The following is a 17,465-nucleotide window of genomic DNA, read 5'->3' as shown; positions in this document are numbered from 1 at the left end:
ATGATGACGGAAATGATGTCCAAGCATCATGAGAGTCCATCCCTAACTCAATAGCCGGGTGTTGCACTCAGCCTCTGAAACCGCCCACATTATGTATGCGCTGGCTCGCCGCACAATCCGACAGATGTAGGGGGTCGGGTATTTTTTTCTGGCAGTAACAGAGAAACGCATCGAGCCATAAGCTCGGCACGGGTCTTTACCTGGCTTTTTCTGAGTAATGAAGACACGTGATCACGCACGGTATAGTCGCTGATACTGAGCTGCCTGGCGATTTCCTTGTTCGTGCAGCCCTGTAACAACAGGCCAAGAACGTCCTGCTCTCTAATGGTCACCCACATGATATTCCCTCTTGCTATTATCTTGCACACAGACAAATTTGTAGGACGCGTCTTACAATTGTCTTCCATGATATAAAAAGTAAATCGGCACCGAGATCATTTTATTTAGTTTTGTTTTTTTCATTAACTCTGCCACACAACCCAAAACCCTGAAAGAACTGTTACATCTGTAAGAAAATTCGCACAACAAAACTAACATTAAAGAAAATTCCTACAGAGAATGAGGAATAGTTACAGATTTATAGTTATCTAGACCGTGACTAGGCCGCCAGCTGAAACGCTCCAAACCGAAACGTTAAAAAGCAAACTAATACAAAACGCGATTGATATAGACAGGCGCAAGATAGACTCGGGCAAACAGAATTACAATCAGTTGTTACAATTGAAATGGCGTCACTACAGGAACTTTCCCGATAACGCCCGACTGACACCGCACCACAGAGGTGAGCGGCGGGTGCGTAAAAATTAAATTATTCGACGTGCGCCACTGAAACCCGGCGGGTGGTTATCCGGCTCGGCGTGTGGCAACGTCATCCACCACCACACCCCGGCGCAGACCGAATACCGCGGCAGTCGTCAGGCCCACGGTGCCCATGATCAGGCTGTAAAACACACAGACCCAGATATTCCAGGGCATCAGCGCGATCAGCAGCAGCGGAGTGGTGCTGGCCCAAAAGGCGTAGGCGATGTTGTAGGTGAATGAGATGCCGGACACACGGATGCTGGCCGGGAACAGCCCGACCATCACCGAAGGCACCACACCGACGATCCCGCAGGCCAGCCCGGCAACGGCGTAGGCGATGCCGAGTGGCAGCCACTGCTGGATGAGGCTGGTGTAAAGCACGCCGATGCCCAAGGGCAACAGCAGGCTGTAGAACATGACCCCGCGCCAGGCACCGATACGGTCAACCAGCAGGCCCGCCAGCACGCAGCCGATATTGAGAAAAACGATCCCCAAAGCGCTCAGGGCGAAGGTATGGCTGGCGCTGATGCCAAAACGCTGCTGCATGACGGTCGGCGTGATCACCACCAGCACAACCACTGCTGAGGTCAGCACAAAGGTCAGCAACACCGCAGGCAACAGAGACTGGCGGTGTTCGCGCAGCACCTTGCCCAGCGGCAGTGCCGGCAGGTTTTCACGCTGGGCGTGCATGGCGATGAACACCGGCGTCTCGTTCAGCCAGCGGCGCAGCCAGACACCCACCACGCCAAACACGCCGCCGAGCAGGAACGGTATGCGCCATGCCCAGTCGAGAATTTCCGCCGGGCTGAACGCCCTCGCCAGCCATGTTGCGGTCAGTGCGCCGAGCAGATAGCCGAACGTCAGGCCCGCCTGCAGCACCCCTAGTGCGTAACCACGATGCCCCTTGGGCGCGTGTTCTGCCACGAATACCCAGGCGCTGGGCACTTCGCCACCGACCGCAGCGCCTTGCAGAATGCGTAATACCAACAGCACCAATGGCGCCCAATAGCCTATCTGGGCATAGGTGGGCATGATCCCGATCAGCAGACAAGGCAACGCCATCATCAGGATGCTGAGGCTGAATACTTTTTTGCGGCCCAGCCGGTCGGCGAAGTGCGCCATCAGAATCCCGCCCAGCGGACGGGCGAGATAGCCCGTCACGAAGATTCCGAAGCTTTGCAGCAGGCGTAACCACTCAGGCATGTCCGGTGGAAAAAACAGCTGGCTGAGGGTCAACGCGAAGAAGACGAAGATGATGAAGTCGTAGATTTCCAGCGCCCCGCCCAGCGCCGCAAGGCTCAGGGTCTTGTAATCAGCTTTGCTGAAAGGTTGAGCAGCAGGGTGTACGTTGGCCGTCATGACGCCCCCGAAACATGGCAGAAAAGAGCGCCCGGCACTCGCAGGGCGCGAAGAATAGCAAAGCGTGCGAGCGCATGCGCTGCAATGTCTGTTGAAGCCCGCCAGGCTTGACACCGATCCGACGCGCAACGCTCTGACGCGGGCCTCATGCATTGCAACCGTCGGCCCGCTGACTTAGAAGTTGACCGACGCAGACAACCTCGCCGTTCGCGGGGCACCCATGAACAGATAATCGTCGCCCAGGTATTCCCCGGCGTCGCGCCAGTAGCGTTTGTCGAACAGGTTATCCACGGTCAGGCGCAGCACGGTGTCATACCCGCTCACTTGGGTGCTGTAGCGGCTGCCGATGTTGAACAGCGCGTAGTCGTTGACCTGCACCGAGCCTGTGCGGTCGGCATATTTGCTGGCGCTGTACTGCACACCGCCAAGCAGGGCCAGACCACGAATCGGCAGGCTGTAATCGGCTTGCAGCGTACCGCGGTATTTGGGCACGTTGAGCGCCTGATGGCCTTCATAGGCCTCGGTGCCGCTGCCTTCGACCCGCGCCCGAATAGCAGCCGCACTGGCCGATATCTGCAGGCGGTCGGTCAGCCAGCCGCTCGCGCCCAGTTCAAGCCCGGTGTTCTTCTGTTCGCCCTGCTGAACGTAGGTAAAGGTGCCGTCATCGTTGGGCCTGGAATACTGGTAGGCCTGGCGGGCCTGAAACAGCGCCGCGGTCAGGCTCATGCGTCGCCAGTCGTACTTGATACCCGCCTCAAGTTGCCGCGATACGGTCGGTGCGAGAATTTCACTGGCGTTGGTGGTGAACCAGGCCGCTGTCCCGCCCAGCGAGAGACCCTTGCTGTAGCTGGTGTACAACGAAATGTTGTCCAGCGGCTTGTAGATCAGCGCCGCCTGCGGCAGAAACACGTAACGTTCGGTGTGCCGCGCATCGCTGCCGTCCTCGTTGAACGCCTGTTCATCGAGCCTGACCTGACGCCCGCCGAGCACGGTCTGCCAATGTTCGTTGAAGCTGATACGGTCGGTGACAAACAGCCCGTACTGGCGGCTGTCCAGGCGGCGTTCGGTGTGCGCCAGCGGCAGGCTGGACGGCTCGACCGGCTCAGGCGATTCATTGATGTTGCCCGAGCCCACAAACTCGTTGAAGGTGCCGCGCGTGTCTACGGTGCGCCGGTAGGCACTGGTGCCGAAGGTCAGTTGATGCTCGAGAGCCCCGGTCGCGAATGTGCCCGACATCGCCGCCTCGACCTCATCGTTGCGACGCGTGTCGTCGGGGCTGCGGAAGTCATAGATGTCGTACCCCCCCTCGGCGCTGAAATGGTTGGGCACAGCTTCTGCCGCACAACTGGCCGAACCATAACAGCCCCACGCAAAGGCGCTGTAGTCATCAATGACCACCCGGCTGCGCGATGCACTGAGGCTGCCCTTCCAGCTGTCGTTGAACCGGTATTCGAAGCGCCCGTTCATGTTCAGCGATTCGATACCCACTGGATTGGACCAGTTCTGATAGCCCAGCAGTTTGCGCGGCGAGGCATCGTGGGGCAGCGTTGTGCCGCCCAGCAGTTGATAACCGGGCACCGAGCGCTGCTCTTTGTTCTGATACTCGACGTCCAGTTGCAGCAAGGCCCGCTCGCTGATGTTCCAGTCGAACGCCAGCGATGCAAAGTCGCGCTGACCGTCGGCATGCTCGACATAGGAGCGAATGTCTTCGTGCGCCAGGTTGGCGCGCAGACCGAACTGCTGCTCGCTGCCGAACCAGCCGCCGACGTCGGTGGCGATGTAGCGTTCACCGTGCTCGTTGGTGGACACCGTGACCGACCGGACGTCCTGCGCGCGTTTGGTCTGATAGTTGATGACGCCGCCCGGCTCGGAAACGCCGCTCTGCAGGCCAGACAAGCCCTTGAGCAGCTCGACCTGTTGCTTGTTTTCCAGCGCCACGTTCTGCTCGCCGGCAATGCTGCGGCCATTGATGCAATAGCTGTTGGCCGCGTTCAACGAGAAGCCGCGCACCACAAAGTTTTCGTAATAGCCCACCGGCGCATAGCCGTCGCCCACCGAGGCATCGTTGCGCAGCACGTCACTCAGCAGCTTTGCCTGACGGTCCTTGATCAGCGCTTCGCTGAACACCGACACCGAAGCGGGTGTGTCGAGCAACAAAGCCTGATCGAGCCCATAAATCGATGCACGGCCAGCTCTATAGTCGCTGGCGCTTTCCTGCTCGCTAAACCCGGTTACGTTGACCGCATCCAGATTGAGCGGCTCTGCGGACAGCAGCGGCGAGGCAACCGCCATTCCCAAGGGCAGTAATCGCCAGGCGTGATGCATGGCAGGTCGGTATGGCGTACTCATCAATCAGACTCCGCAGGGACAGACGCCTGGACAGACGCGATGCACCTTCCGGCAGGGGCAACCTTGTACGTTCACTGCCGGTTTTTTTCAACCTTTACGTGACGCTTCGGTATAAACGAAGGGTTCTGGAAAACTTTACTTACAAAGCACACGGCAACCGCACTGCAAAAAACGTCGCAGGCTGGAATAATTAAGCGTGAATTAAGTAAGCGCGGCTAATCTGAGGCCAACAAAACGGCTGAACCATTCAGCGTTTGACGACTCCATTAAAACAGATCAATCAGAAGGAACACTTTATGAAACTTATGTCTGCCCTCTTCGCTGCTGTTGCCCTCACTGCCGCCGCCGGTGTTGCCCAAGCCGATATCGGTCCTGATGAAGTAGTTCGCCTGCACAAGGCGGGCACAGTAGGTGACTTCGAACAGTTCAACAAACAGGCCCTGGCTGCACACCCTGGCTTCACAATCCATGACACCGAGCTGGACAAGACGCTTACTGGCCAACTCGTTTATCAGATCGAGCTCAAAGGCCCTAATCGCGTCGAATGGAACTACGACGTTGACGCCAAGACCGGCAAAGTGGTGCGTGACGCGCAAGATTATTAATCCGACAGCCTGACCTACCTGCAACACTTATAAGAAAATTCCCACGTACTTGTGGGAATTTTCGTTTCAAGGATTTGACACTTATTAATTAGCCAGCCCGACTTTCAATACACTTCCCTTGTCGTCATCGGTCAACAGGTATACATAACCATCCGGCCCCTGACGTACATCGCGTATCCGCTGCTTCATGTCTTTCAACAGTCGTTCTTCATGAACGATCTTGTCACCCTCGAATTTCAGCCTGATCAGTTCTTCAGTTGCCAGTGCGCCGACGAACAGACTGTGATCCCACGCTTTGAACAGGCTGTGATCATAGAACGCCATCCCGCTGATGCCCGGTGACACTTCCCAGACGTGGAACGGTATTTTAGTGCCCTCGACAAACTTGCCCTTGGCTTCCGGAATCGGTTCGCCCGAATAATTGATGCCGTGGGTCGCGATTGGCCAGCCGTAGTTCTGACCGCGCTCGATGATGTTCAATTCATCGCCGCCCTTTGGCCCGTGCTCGTTGGTCCACAATGTGCCGGTCCATGGGTTGAGCGCTGCGCCCTGCTGGTTGCGATGGCCGTAAGACCAGATCTCTGGCCGGACGTTTTTCTGGCCGACAAAAGGGTTGTCTTTCGGCACGCTGCCGTCCGGGTAGATACGCACAACCTTGCCTTGCAGCTTGTCCAGGTCCTGCGCGGTCGGGCGATCATTGTTCTCGCCCAGTGCGATAAACAGGTAACCGTCGCGATCAAAGACCATTCGCGAGCCGAAGTGATTGCCAACCGACAGCTTTGGCTGCTGGCGGAAGATCACCTCAAAGTCTTCCAGACGGGTCATGTCTCTGGATAGACGACCACGACCCGCTGCAGTGCCGGCAGTATCACCCTCGGCGGCGGTCTTGCCGCTGCCTTCGGAGTAGGTCAGATACACCATTCGGTCCTTGGCGAAGTCTGGCGACAGCACGACGTCAAGCAGGCCACCTTGCTTGCGCGCCCAGACTTCAGGCACACCGGAAAGCGGCTCGGACAGCTTGCCATCCGCCGACACGATGCGCAGGTTGCCGGAACGCTCGGTCACCAGCATGCCCTGTTTGTCAGGCAAAAACGCCAGCGCCCAAGGATGGTCAAGCCCTTCAGCCACCGAACTGACAGTCAATGTGCCCAGCTCGCTTTTGTACTGCTCGGTAGCGGCGTTCGCCGTCATCGGCAGGCTCAGAATGGCCGCTGTGCACCATGTCGCGATCAGGGTTTTTTTAAGCATGGGCGTTTCCTTATGCATTGAGTCGACGTCCCGTCAGTCAACGGGCTCGTTGGGTTGAAAATGTTGAACATTCTAGTTGGCGCGTTTGGGGTCTGTGGTCGGTGTAGACGGTCGCGGCGAGGTCTGACGCGTCGGGTAACCGTTACCGATACCGCCGTTCTCCAGCGTAGGCTTGCGCACGGGTGGCGCAATGTTGGGGGCGGGAGCGCGCGGCACGCTCGATTCGGTGCCCTGACGGCTGTTGGGGTTGGAACGCTTGATCGGGCTGTTGTAGGGGTTGCTGCTGGCACCGTTATTGAGGGTGCTGTTCGGCAGGGTCTGTGCCTGAATGGCACTGACGCCCGACAACGCAACGAGCGCGCCTGCAATAAGATTGCGCATAAAACTGTTCATCACATACCTCTTGGTACAGGTGAAGGCTCCGGGTAACGATGCAGACCCAAGCCTTTGATGACAACCGAGGCTTCAGGTTCGACCCGACACTGACGATGAGCAAGTAAAGCGATGTGCAAGTTTGTAACAAGGATGGTCAAAGCCCGCTGCGCTGGAGAGCAGGATGCAGGCAATAGGCCTTTTCTGCGGAGGCCTGAACCGGCCGTTACGTGGTCACACGCCGTTGACTTGCGGGCAGGCGCCGCTCGGCCTCAACGGCATGCTGAAGGTGAACACGGTGCCACCTTCCTGCGTAGAGGACACGTCAAGCGTGCCGCCGTGAGCCTGGGCTATCTCGCTGGCGATATACAAACCCAGCCCCAGCCCGGCCTGCGGTTCGTTGGTGATCGGCCGTGAGTACGGCAGAAACAGCTGCGAACGCATTGACTCGGGGATCGGCTCACCCTGATTGGCAACGCTGAGCACAAACCTGTCGCCGAGTACTCCGGCAGCTACCTCGACCGAGCTGTCAGAGGCGCCGTGGGTGATCGCGTTGGAGACCAGATTGGACAGCAGTTGCGCGATCCGCTCATGATCACAGCGAATCAGCTCCAACGCCCCGATATTCGACCGAATCAGTCGGGCGGGATGCACACGCTGTATCTCCGACACCACATGCTCAAGCGTTTTATCCAGGCCATGGGCGTCGTGAATACTCAACGGAATGCCATGCCCCATACGACCACGGGCGAAATCAAGCACGTCATCGACCAGTTGCGAGGCGCGCTGGCCCGACGTCAGGATGTGCTGAGCGACCTGCAACGTCTTGTCATCCAGCGGGCGGCGCAGCAACAGCTCCGCACTCGCATTGATGGCAAACAGCGGATTGCGCAGGTCATGCCCCAGAACGGCGATGAATTGATCGCGCAGTTCGGCCACTTCGCGCTCGGCCAGAAGATCAGCCTGCACGCGCTGCATGTTTTCCTCGGCCTCGATCTGCAACGCCAGAAGGCGCGCAAACGACACCATCATCGCCTCAATAGGCGTGCCGGTCAGCCGGGCGGGCTTGGGGTCGAGCGCACAGATGGTGCCGAAAAAGCTGCCATCAGTGAGGAAAATGGGTATCGAAATGTAGCTCTGGAAGTTGTAGCGACGCGGGGTGTGATGCGCGCAGAACAGCTCATCCTCAGCAACATGATCAATCACCACCGGCTTATGAGAGGAGCGTATCTCGTGGCAGATCGTACTGGTCAGCTCCAGTTCATCACCGGGTTTCAAACCAAAACCGAGGTTGTCCAGGACCGCGCAGGCCGTCCAGGAGTCCTCGGTGACGCGCGCCACTGCCGCGAATCCCAGGCCGGTGGATTCGGTAATAACTTGCAGAATCGCCGGCACCGCGCTGATCCGGTTGATCGTGGCTACATCATTTGAAATGGATTGCCGCATGTAGGACCTGTTTTAGCCTGGAGGTGATGGCGCAGGACGACATTCTACGTGCTTGATGCTTTTTGTGCGCTCGGGATCGGCCTCTTTGAAGGTTACCTCACCGGGCATAACTGCCGTTGCAGACGGCGTCCAGTCATACAACCGGACGCGGAAAGGCGACCGTGAAGGTTGTGCCCACGCCGGTCGAAGAACTGACCGTTACCTCGCCCAGGTGTGCCCGAACGATCTCGCGGACGATGAACAGGCCAAGCCCGACAGTTCGGGTTTCATCGCTGTCGCTGACCACGTGCACCACGGGCTCGTAGAGATCGTCGACTTTTTCCAGCGGAATCGGCTCGCCGATATTGTGCACCGACAACTTGATCAGATAAGTCTCGAACGATGAGGTAATCAGAATATCGCTGCCATCTTCGCCATAATTGACGGCGTTGCTGACCAGATTACCAAGCACCTGCAACAAGCGATCAGGGTCAGCCGAGCACGCGCCGTGCCCTTCGCTGCGATGAACCAACACACGGTGGGGGAACACCTGACGCAGCTCCTCCACACCCCGGGCGACAACCGCGTGCAGGTCGATAAGCTGAGGAACCACGGTGATGCCGCTGCCGACGCGGGCATGGGTGAAGTCCAGCAGATCGACAATCATGCGCTCGGCACGGTCGGTAGAATGATGGATATGCCCCAGAATGCGCTCCTGCCGCGACTCGAGTTGAGTACGTTCCAGCAGCCCGGCAGCCATCTTGATCGCCGCCAGCGGATTGCGCAGGTCATGACTGACAATACCGATCATCTGTTCGGCAAAGATCGCTCGAATTTCTGCCTCGGCGTGGGCCAGACGCAGGCGGTTGCGTGCCGAGGTCAGCTCGCTCTGAACCGTCATCTGATGCTGCAGCAGCTCTTCGGCCAGCTTGCGCGCGGCCAGCAATTCGCGTTCGTATTTGTTGCGTTCCTCGGCCAGAAACACCGCCACCTCGTGCAGAAACCCTGACGGGTACTCACGGCGTATGGCGTTGAGCATCATGGGCACCGAGCGGCCATCGGCATGAATCAGCTCGACTTTGACTTCGGCAATCGATCCCTGGGTCTGCAACAGCGGTGCCCAATGTGTTTGCAGAAAGACTTTACCTGCCAGGTTCAGCAGGTCCTGAAAGCGTCGGCCGATCACCGCCTCGCGCTCCAGCCCCAGCCAGCGGCAGAAGGTCAGATTGGCACGTTCTATCGTGCCATTGGGCAACGTCACCAGCAGGCCGCAGGCTGCGTGTTCGTACAGGTCGTCTATTGCCGGCAGACTCTCCTGCTCAAGCAGCATGATCAGGGCTCTCGTAGGACGCCAGAAACTGATTCATGGCCGCAATACACTCTTGCGGCGCACTCATGTGCGGGTAATGCCCGACGTTGTCGATCATGTGCAAGGCGCTGTCGGCGATCACATGGTGCAGATACTCGCCGACCTGCACCGGCACGACCAGATCGTCACTGCTTTGCAGAATGAGCGTCCTGCTGTTGAATCGCGCAACATCGGCACGATGGTCGGAGAGGAACGTCACCCGGGCAAACTGCTTGGCGATTTCGGCATTGGTGCGACAAAAACTGCTGGCGAGTTCTTCGCTCAGCTCCGGCCGGTCGGACGCCCCCATCAGCGTGGGGGCCATGGTGCTGGACCAACCAAGGTAATTGCTTTCCAGGGTTTCCAGCAGCGAGTCCACGTCAGCACGGGTGAACCCGCCTGGGTAATCGCCGTCGTTGAGGTAGTGAGGCGAAGGGCCGACCATGATGTGGCTGTCGAACCGGCCTGGCGACTGAAGCTCGGCAAGCACGGCGATCATGCAACTGACCGAGTGACCGATGTGCACCACCGGCCCGGTTCCGGCGAACTCGTCGGCCAGTTCCAGCAAGTCAGTGGCGTAGCCCTTGAGCGAGGCGTATTTGTGCGGGTACCAGGCCGACACATCGGAATTGCCGCTGCCCACCAGGTCAAAGAGCACAACCTTGAAGCGCTCGGCAAAGTGCGGCGCCATAAAACGCCACATGTGCTGATCGCAGCCAAATCCGTGAGCAAAAATCAGAGTGGCCGGTCCATCGCCCATGATGTTGACGTTATTGCGCTGTTGGACCGACATATCGGGCTCCGAAAATAGCCACGCCACCGGCTTGGTGTGCATGCAGTCATGATGATGAGAGGAGATTATCACCGTTAAAGGCACACTAGTGGCACAAACAGAATTTTAGGGCCGGAGTTTGAAGAAGATTAATGACCGTTGCGGTTGTCGCTGTCACAAGGCACCAATGAGTGCAGCCGGTATGCACAAAGTGAAACAGCATCGATTCAAACACTCAAGCCCTGAATGACCAGAAGAACGCCCTTGAAGAATCAAGCACGCCTCGTTGCCGCATATGTAGCAGTTCGGCTACACTTCTTACATGAACACACTCATCAGAACCCACGAATTCGACGCATGGCTGAAAGGCTTGAAGGACGTAACGGCGCGCCTGAGAATCCTGAACCGTATCATGGCGGCACAGGAAGGCAACTTTGGGGACTGCGAACCTGTCGGGCACGGCATCAGTGAAATGCGCATCTTCGTAGGACCTGGCTACCGTGTGTACTACACCAGGCGCGCAGAAGTGGTCTATCTGCTACTGTGTGGCGGCAACAAGTCCTCACAGAAGCGCGACATAAAGCTGGCGAAATCCATCCTCGATGAGATCGAGAAAGGAGACGTAGAATGAGAGAGTTGAAGGTTTTCGAAGCTTCTGACTACCTGAACAACGACGAGGAAATTGCCGAGTTTCTGAGCATTTCCCTGGAAGACCCAAACCCTGACGTTTTCCTCAGGGCTTTGCAGGAAGTCGCGAAGGCGCGTGGAATGAGCCAGCTTGCCCGTGACGCTGGCATCAATCGCGAATCGCTCTACAAAGCTTTGACGCCAGGTGCAAAGCCTCGGTATGACACGGTTTTGAAGGTGATGAATGCGTTAGGTATGAAGCTGACCGCCCAGCACGTATGACCAAGGACAACGGCATCGAGTTAAAGGCATGCCAACGCAGGAGAATTGGCACAAGAGTTGGCCTGATCCATGTGTAGCGATCAGCGCTTTACTCGCCGATGTCTTCGTTCCACAGTTCGGGCTTGTCGGCGATGAAACCTTGCATCATGTGCTTGCAGCGTTCGTTATCAAGCACCTCGATCTGCACACCGCGCGAACGCAGCAGTTCTTCCTCACCCATGAATGAATGGTTTTCGCCAACGATTACTTTGCGAATGCCGTAAAGCAAAATTGCGCCACTGCACATCGCGCAAGGAGACAGGGTGGTGTAAAGCACTGCTTCACGGTACACGCTGGCGGGTTGACGACCGGCATTCTCCAGTGCGTCCATCTCGCCATGCCGTGTGGCACTGCCCTCTTGCACCCGGCGGTTATGGCCCCGGCCGATGATCTTGCCTGCGTGAACGATAACCGAGCCGATGGGGATTCCGCCTTCATCCAGCCCCAGTTGCGCCTCATCGATTGCAGCCTGCATGAATGCGTCCATGGTTGTGCCTCACCTCTTCAGAAAATAAATCGATCAACGCTGCAACGCCGCCTGAGCATTACCGAGCGCACGGCTCACGAATTGTCCCAGCAGTTCCGAGGACCGGGCTTTCATGTCGGCGCTGACCTGAGTGTTTCTAACCCGAAATCTGCTCGCCAGCGACGGTGAGTCATTGCCTTCGTTGAGCAAGCGCAGCTCTTCGGCAGTGAAGGACCGGGCATACGCTGCGGCCAGATTACGATCCCACTGGGTCTGATAGTCAGGCTGCAAGCGCTGTAACTCCTTTTGCACCAGTTCCTGCGCTTCGGTCTTGCCGACTGCTTGCACAATACTGGCAAACGTCACCGTGCGCGAGGCACCCTGATAACCCAGCCAGGCCAACCCTTCACCGAGCTTACGCTGCTCCACCAGCGCCAGCGCCGTGTCATCGACCTCCTCGGCGCCTGCCGGGTGCATGGTGTCTGCACACAGGCAGGCGATCAACGCCAGACCGGCCTGCCACGCTCTGCGCGAGCCATGAATGTGATCAGTCATGGCTCCTCCTGAGCATGAATCGACTGAACCCTGAGCCTAACAGCTTGGCAAGCCATCACCACCTGACAGGTCGCATACCGGTCATTGATGACGCTATCAGCTATGCCCGATCTGTAATCATACAACAGTGTCGGTCAAAGACCTGCACTGACCCGACTGGCAACATCGGCGGGCAGCCAGGCTTTCCAGACGTCCGGGTTCTGCTTGAGGAACCTGGTGGCAGCGACCTTGGGATCTTCATGCTTCTTGCTCGTGTCACTGAGTGTCTGGTTGAGCAGGCCGATCGGGAAATCGACCTGTTTGAAGACACTCACCAGCTCCGGGTGCTGCTTGCTGAACTCAGCGGACACACCAATGGACAGGGTCGCGGCCAGCGAGGACGTGCCGCGCGGATTGGGGTTGCTGGCGTCGGTCAGGGTTTTCCAGGCTTCAGCGTCGAAGGCCGGCTCTTCCAGCTTGATGAACTTATAAGTGCCCAGCAGCGGTGTTGGCGACCAGTAATAAAACAGCACCGGTTTGCCAAGGCGGATGGCTGCTACTACCTCGGCATCCAGCGCTGCCCCTGAACCTGTGCGAAAGTTGATGAAGCTGTCGTTGAGGCCGTAAGCCTTGAGCTTTTGCGTGTTGACGATTTCTGAGGTCCAGCCGCTCGGGCTGTTGAGGAAGCGGCCTTTTTCAGGCGACTCAGGGTCTTTGAAAACGTCCTTGTAGCGCGCCAGATCCTCAACCGACTTCAACTCGGGCGCCATCGGCTTGATGCCTTTGGCGGCATCGCCCTTGATTACATACTCAGGCACCCACCAGCCTTCGTCTGCGTGTTTGACGATATCGCCCAGCCCGAACACCTTGCCTTCGGCCTCGGCCTTGACCCACACCGGGCTGCGTCCGGCCCACTCTTCGGCGATCACCTGAATGTCGTTTTTTGCCAGAGCTGTCTCCAGGCTGACGGTGCTGCCTGGCAAGGTGTCGGTCGGGTAGCCATAGCCCTTCTCGACGATGGTGCGCAGCACTTCAGTGATCAGGCTGCCGCTTTCCCAGGTCAGTGCGCCAAACTGGATCGGCGTGGTTTTTTCAGCCGACATCGCAGGCGCACTGGCCAGTCCCAGCGCCAGAAGTGAACAGCTCAACAGTTGTGTCAATAATCTCATGCTCACCTCGAATGGCGCGGGAAAAATCGTCTCTGAAACTATCGACATCGGCGCGCTGCGATTAGTTGTAACGGCGTGGGCCTCTGTATGATGCGAACCCTTCAATCCGTGCCGTCGAGCCCGCTTGCGATGCCCGAAATCCAGTTTTGTCTGTTACCCGATGCCTGTCGTCCGCTGCTGGGCAAGTTCTATCGCGAACACCAGTCGTCAATGCGCCCAGCCAGCAAAGGCCAGGCCTGGGTTGCGAAGCAGGAAGAAATCATCGGTGCCTTGTGCCTTACGCCCGTGGCGGACGGTCATTGGCTGACCGGGCTGTTCGTGGCGCCGCCGTTACGTGGCAAAGCAGTCGCGCAACGTTTGATCAACGCCGCACTGCTGCCCCTGTCAGGCCCGGTCTGGTTATTTTGCCATCCCGACCTGCAAGGTTTTTATCGACTGGCAGGGTTTGAAACGGCGCAGCGTCTACCGCAGGCGCTGGGCGAACGATTGATGCGTTACAGCCGCAGCAAGCCTTTGATAGCGCTTTGTCGGGAAGCCTAGCGGGCTTGCACAGCGGACGAGCGGTCATTCATCTGCATTGGGGTCCATGTCCGGAAACATCACATCCATGAAGCCGAATTTGCTGAAATCGGTAATGCGCGACGGGTACAGCCGACCGATCAGATGATCGCATTCATGCTGGACCACCCGCGCGTGAAAACCGTGAGCGATGCGTTCGATCGGCTGACCGTCCGGGTCAAAACCTTCATAACGGATGCTCTGATAACGGTCCACCATGCCACGCAACCCCGGCACCGACAAACAGCCTTCCCAGCCCTCTTCAACGCCAGGATGCAAGGGGGTGATCAGCGGGTTGAGCAGGATGGTCTGGGGGACAGCTTCGGCCTGGGGATAACGCTCGCTGCGTTCAAAACCGAAAATCACCAACTGCAGATCAATGCCGATCTGCGGTGCCGCCAGGCCAACACCGCCCACGCTGTGCATGGTCTCGAACATGTCGGCAATCAGCGTCTCAAGCTCGCTGCTGCCGAACATTTCGGTGGGAACCGGCGGGGCGATGCGCAACAAGCGCTCATCGCCCATCTTCAGGATGTTACGGATCATGGCTGCCTGCCCTTCTGGTAAAACGCGATCTTGCCACAGATAGTGATCAGGTTTCGTCAGCCTTCGGCAATGGCACTGAATGATCGCGACCCAGGCCAGAAACGTGCTGTTTGCCGCCCGCTTCGTTCTGCTCGTCGCCCAGGCCGTCGCCCGGTTCTTTCTCGCCGGCTTCCTTGCCTTCTGCGGACATGTGCTCGATCACCGCATTCATTTCCGCCCCCAGCAACAGCACGGCAGCGGAAATATAGAAGTACAGCAACAGCACAATGATCGCGCCGATGCTGCCGTACATGGCGTTGTAGTCGGCAAACGTCTTGACGTAAAAGCCGAATGCCAGCGAGGCGACAATCCACACCACCACGGCCAGCACCGAGCCGGGCGTGATGAAACGAAACTCCTGTTTCACGTCAGGCATCACGTAGTAGATCAACGCCACAGCGACCATCAATAACAGGATGATTGCCGGCCAGCGCAGGATGGTCCACAGCGTGACAATAAAATCTTCCATGCCGATCTGCGCCGCGATCCAGTTCATCACCTGCGGGCCTAGCACCATGAACGCCGCTGCTGCGAGCAACATGCCGGCAATACCGACGGTGTAGAGAATCGACAGCGGAAAGCGTTTCCAGATAGGGCGCCCTTCAACCACATCATAGGCAGCGTTCATGGCGCTCATCATCAGGCGCACACCCGCCGAAGCGGTCCACAAGGCGATCACGATACCGATCGACAGCAAGCCGCCCTTGGATTGCTGCAACTGGTCAATAACCGGATTGACCTGCTCCAAAGCCTGCGGGGGCAGAACCAGCTCGGATTGCAGGCGCAGCCACGAGAAAAAGTCCGGCAGATGCAGGAAGCCGATCAAAGCGATCAGAAACAGTAGAAACGGGAACAACGAAAACAGCATCTGGTAAGCCAGTGCCGAAGCGTAGGTGGACATCTCGTCGTCAAGAAACTCATTGACGGTACGCACCAGCACTTTGCCGATACGCAGTTGACGCAAATGGGGGAAAATCATGGCGCTTCCTCTCGCTCCCTAGCTCGAACACCTTACATCCTGAAGACCGGTATTTCCCGCACCGCACGCCCTGCTATTCGCAGCGACATGCAAACACCGATGGCACATTGACTGAACAGGTCGTGAAAGGTTTCAGTCCCGCAGAGCAGAAAGCATAACGGCCATCCAGAGATGACCGTTATCGGCGTAGCATATTCCCGGCCTGAATGTGCCGGAAAAAGTCGATTTACACCTTGTCGACGCCTTTCTTGACGGCGTCTTTCACTTCGCCTTTAGCCTGCTGGCCTTCGCCTTTGAGCTCTTGCGCCTTGCCTTCAGCTTGCAATTTGGTGTTATCGGTAGCCTTGCCAACAGCCTGCTTGACGTTGCCAACTGCTTCGTTGGCCATGCCTTTGACTTTATCGCTGGTGCTGCTCATCGAAAATCTCCTGGGTCTGAAGACCGCGCTGGAATCGGATGTCGTACTCGACAAAATGATTGACCTGCGTCGATTGCGAAGAGTTTCAAGTATTTTTGAGCCCCGTGATGCCGCCCGTCCGCTGGCCGCCGAAGCGGCATTTCAATCGCTCGCGGCGAGTTTGTGGCGGACTTTGTGCGAGAATGCGCCGCACAGGTGTCCGGCACTGCCGACAGGCTGAACAATCCGATTCTCAGGAACGCTATGAAACTCGATAAAAAGCTGGCCATCGCACGCAGAAACCAGGAGCTGGGCGGTGCAGTGCTCGGCGTCAACAACACACATTTCGCAGTGCTCGACCCCAAACGCAACATCTGGTGGTTCGACCTGCCGGTTCCTCGCCTGCAAGTGGGCCAGTATGAGTGGCTGCACCTGCTGCTGCACACGCCCCAGACCGACCAGTTGCTGCACCTGAAAGTGACCACCGTGTTCATGCGTGACCACATGGAAGGCCTTGACGTACGCAACGCAGACAAGCGCAAACCGACGGTCAGCCTGGAATTGAGCGCCGACAAGGACTCGTTCCTCAAGGACATGCGCCCCAAGGGCAGCACGCTGGGTTTTGCCGGCTTCTTGCAGAACTGACCTGATGTTGTGACGGTTGCCAGTGGAAGTCGCCGGTCAGCGACTTTCATTTTGCAGGCAGTTTTCGTCTAACCGCCGAAGCGTCGAACGACCAGATACCCCACCGTGCCGGCCAGTGCCGACACCACCGTGCCCCACGCGAGATCTACCAGCGCCAGTTGCGCAGGCCAGCCCTGCAACGTCGCCCAGTTGGTCAGGTCGTAGGTGCCGTAGGCAACCAGCCCCAGCAGACCACTGAACAGGGTCGCGCGGCTCAAGCGCTGCTCCCTGACGGCTGGCATCACGCCGAACACCACCACACCCGCACCGTAGAGCAGATAGAACGCTATCGCAGGGCCTAATACGGGTGTGGCCAGCATCAGCGGCCCGAGCCATTCTCGGTAGGTCGGCCCCATGAGCACGCCCAGCCATAGGCCGTCGAGGATCAGGAACGCCAGCAGCGTGCCGATGTAAGCCGTCAGTATTTTTTTCATGGGGCGCCCTTGTCAGATTCCGGGCTCGGAAAAGCCCGCATGAGGATATGACCCGCAGTGTTCGCCAGAATGCGGGCGGTTTGGGGTACATTTTTGCAGAAAGCGCTAATGGGGCTTTCAAGAGAGGTATGAAAGGGTGGGTGATGGCCGGCTTCTGCCCGGAGGGCGTGCAAGCTTTCAGAGGTTACGACGGCTGCGATGGGCTGCGAAGCGGCTCTGAAACCGGTGCATATGGTTATACCTGACGTACCGTGTTTTCTCGTTCCCACGCTCCGCGTGGTAATGCATTTCGTGACGCTCTGCGTCACACAGCTCTGCGATTCAGTGAGATTTCGGCTCGACTTGAGGCACTTTTTCGCCCCTCGGCGAGTTACTTTGAAGGATCAAAGTAACCAAAATCCCGGCTCCGTTTCCGGCCCGACTTCGTCGGGT

At 57.9% G+C, this 17,465-nt stretch carries 20 protein-coding genes; 5 read left to right on the top strand and 15 right to left on the bottom strand.

The window, feature by feature from the left end; genetic code table 11:
* Positions 1 to 89 precede the first annotated feature (89 nt).
* From DW49_RS1000000130360 to DW49_RS0116830, 3 genes are all read right to left on the bottom strand, one after another.
* A complete protein-coding gene (locus tag DW49_RS1000000130360; RefSeq protein ID WP_003381043.1) occupies positions 90 to 368 on the bottom strand; it encodes a helix-turn-helix domain-containing protein in 279 nt (92 codons plus the stop codon).
* Between the two features lie 475 nt (positions 369 to 843).
* Complete coding sequence (locus DW49_RS0116835) at positions 844 to 2,160, bottom strand: MFS transporter (protein ID WP_005616236.1); 1,317 nt, start codon at positions 2,158 to 2,160, stop codon at positions 844 to 846.
* A gap of 174 nt (positions 2,161 to 2,334) precedes the next feature.
* Positions 2,335 to 4,509 carry a TonB-dependent siderophore receptor gene (locus DW49_RS0116830; protein ID WP_005616234.1) on the bottom strand — a complete coding sequence of 725 codons (2,175 nt, stop codon included), beginning with the start codon at positions 4,507 to 4,509 and terminating at the stop codon, positions 2,335 to 2,337.
* A gap of 296 nt (positions 4,510 to 4,805) precedes the next feature.
* Between DW49_RS0116830 and DW49_RS0116825 the strand changes: the two genes are divergently transcribed.
* Positions 4,806 to 5,114 carry a PepSY domain-containing protein gene (locus DW49_RS0116825; protein WP_005616233.1) on the top strand — a complete coding sequence of 103 codons (309 nt, stop codon included), beginning with the start codon at positions 4,806 to 4,808 and terminating at the stop codon, positions 5,112 to 5,114.
* 84 nt (positions 5,115 to 5,198) lie between these two features.
* On the opposite strand, the gene DW49_RS0116820 is transcribed toward DW49_RS0116825, so the two are convergent.
* The 5 genes from DW49_RS0116820 to DW49_RS0116800 form a co-directional block, all read right to left on the bottom strand.
* Positions 5,199 to 6,362 (bottom strand): PQQ-dependent sugar dehydrogenase, encoded by a 1,164-nt coding sequence (locus tag DW49_RS0116820; protein ID WP_005616232.1) that lies wholly within the window; start codon positions 6,360 to 6,362, stop codon positions 5,199 to 5,201.
* Positions 6,363 to 6,434: 72 nt separating this feature from the next.
* Positions 6,435 to 6,755 carry a hypothetical protein gene (locus DW49_RS0116815; RefSeq protein ID WP_003382549.1) on the bottom strand — a complete coding sequence of 107 codons (321 nt, stop codon included), beginning with the start codon at positions 6,753 to 6,755 and terminating at the stop codon, positions 6,435 to 6,437.
* Between the two features lie 213 nt (positions 6,756 to 6,968).
* Entirely contained in the window at positions 6,969 to 8,180 is a 1,212-nt protein-coding gene (locus tag DW49_RS0116810) for a GAF domain-containing sensor histidine kinase (RefSeq protein WP_005616231.1), read from the bottom strand.
* Between the two features lie 133 nt (positions 8,181 to 8,313).
* Positions 8,314 to 9,489 (bottom strand): PAS domain-containing sensor histidine kinase, encoded by a 1,176-nt coding sequence (locus DW49_RS0116805; RefSeq protein WP_005616230.1) that lies wholly within the window; start codon positions 9,487 to 9,489, stop codon positions 8,314 to 8,316.
* On the bottom strand, positions 9,479 to 10,300 hold the full coding sequence (locus tag DW49_RS0116800) for an alpha/beta fold hydrolase (RefSeq protein WP_024420797.1): 822 nt from the start codon (positions 10,298 to 10,300) through the stop codon (positions 9,479 to 9,481). Before DW49_RS0116800 ends, DW49_RS0116805 begins: the two co-directional genes overlap by 11 nt.
* A gap of 301 nt (positions 10,301 to 10,601) precedes the next feature.
* Here DW49_RS0116800 and DW49_RS0116795 point away from each other — a divergent pair, with 301 nt between their 5' ends.
* A complete protein-coding gene (locus DW49_RS0116795) occupies positions 10,602 to 10,910 on the top strand; it encodes a type II toxin-antitoxin system RelE/ParE family toxin (RefSeq protein ID WP_005616225.1) in 309 nt (102 codons plus the stop codon).
* Positions 10,907 to 11,188, top strand: a complete 282-nt coding sequence (locus DW49_RS0116790) for an addiction module antidote protein (RefSeq protein ID WP_017702466.1) — start codon at positions 10,907 to 10,909, stop codon at positions 11,186 to 11,188. The genes DW49_RS0116795 and DW49_RS0116790 overlap by 4 nt, the downstream gene beginning before the upstream one ends.
* 88 nt (positions 11,189 to 11,276) lie before the next feature.
* Here DW49_RS0116790 and DW49_RS0116785 read toward each other — a convergent pair whose 3' ends face one another.
* The 3 genes from DW49_RS0116785 to DW49_RS0116775 all read right to left on the bottom strand — a co-directional run bounded on the left by DW49_RS0116785 (position 11,277) and on the right by DW49_RS0116775 (position 13,396).
* On the bottom strand, positions 11,277 to 11,714 hold the full coding sequence (locus DW49_RS0116785; protein WP_005616222.1) for a nucleoside deaminase: 438 nt from the start codon (positions 11,712 to 11,714) through the stop codon (positions 11,277 to 11,279).
* Between the two features lie 33 nt (positions 11,715 to 11,747).
* Positions 11,748 to 12,248: a hypothetical protein gene (locus tag DW49_RS0116780; protein WP_005616219.1), complete on the bottom strand. Its 501-nt coding sequence runs from the start codon at positions 12,246 to 12,248 to the stop codon at positions 11,748 to 11,750.
* Between the two features lie 134 nt (positions 12,249 to 12,382).
* Positions 12,383 to 13,396 (bottom strand): ABC transporter substrate-binding protein, encoded by a 1,014-nt coding sequence (locus DW49_RS0116775; protein WP_005616217.1) that lies wholly within the window; start codon positions 13,394 to 13,396, stop codon positions 12,383 to 12,385.
* Between the two features lie 129 nt (positions 13,397 to 13,525).
* On the opposite strand from DW49_RS0116775, the gene DW49_RS0116770 reads away from it, so the two are divergent.
* Positions 13,526 to 13,936 (top strand): GNAT family N-acetyltransferase, encoded by a 411-nt coding sequence (locus tag DW49_RS0116770; protein ID WP_005616213.1) that lies wholly within the window; start codon positions 13,526 to 13,528, stop codon positions 13,934 to 13,936.
* A gap of 24 nt (positions 13,937 to 13,960) precedes the next feature.
* Here DW49_RS0116770 and def read toward each other — a convergent pair whose 3' ends face one another.
* From def to DW49_RS0116755, 3 genes are all read right to left on the bottom strand, one after another.
* Positions 13,961 to 14,500: a peptide deformylase gene (gene def / locus DW49_RS0116765; protein WP_003382539.1), complete on the bottom strand. Its 540-nt coding sequence runs from the start codon at positions 14,498 to 14,500 to the stop codon at positions 13,961 to 13,963.
* A 46-nt stretch (positions 14,501 to 14,546) separates the two neighbouring features.
* Positions 14,547 to 15,518 carry a YihY/virulence factor BrkB family protein gene (locus tag DW49_RS0116760; RefSeq protein WP_003382537.1) on the bottom strand — a complete coding sequence of 324 codons (972 nt, stop codon included), beginning with the start codon at positions 15,516 to 15,518 and terminating at the stop codon, positions 14,547 to 14,549.
* Positions 15,519 to 15,744: 226 nt separating this feature from the next.
* Positions 15,745 to 15,936, bottom strand: a complete 192-nt coding sequence (locus DW49_RS0116755) for a CsbD family protein (protein WP_005767547.1) — start codon at positions 15,934 to 15,936, stop codon at positions 15,745 to 15,747.
* A gap of 243 nt (positions 15,937 to 16,179) precedes the next feature.
* Here DW49_RS0116755 and DW49_RS0116750 point away from each other — a divergent pair, with 243 nt between their 5' ends.
* On the top strand, positions 16,180 to 16,560 hold the full coding sequence (locus DW49_RS0116750; RefSeq protein ID WP_024420799.1) for a hypothetical protein: 381 nt from the start codon (positions 16,180 to 16,182) through the stop codon (positions 16,558 to 16,560).
* A 68-nt stretch (positions 16,561 to 16,628) separates the two neighbouring features.
* Here the strand turns inward: DW49_RS0116750 and DW49_RS0116745 are convergent, their stop codons facing one another.
* Positions 16,629 to 17,033, bottom strand: a complete 405-nt coding sequence (locus DW49_RS0116745; protein WP_005616209.1) for a DUF2177 family protein — start codon at positions 17,031 to 17,033, stop codon at positions 16,629 to 16,631.
* Positions 17,034 to 17,465: the final 432 nt, after the last annotated feature.

The sequence above is a fragment of the Pseudomonas avellanae BPIC 631 genome (assembly GCF_000444135.1).
GTDB lineage: Bacteria > Pseudomonadota > Gammaproteobacteria > Pseudomonadales > Pseudomonadaceae > Aquipseudomonas > Aquipseudomonas avellanae.
This window is presented reverse-complemented; position numbering and strand designations above follow the sequence as displayed.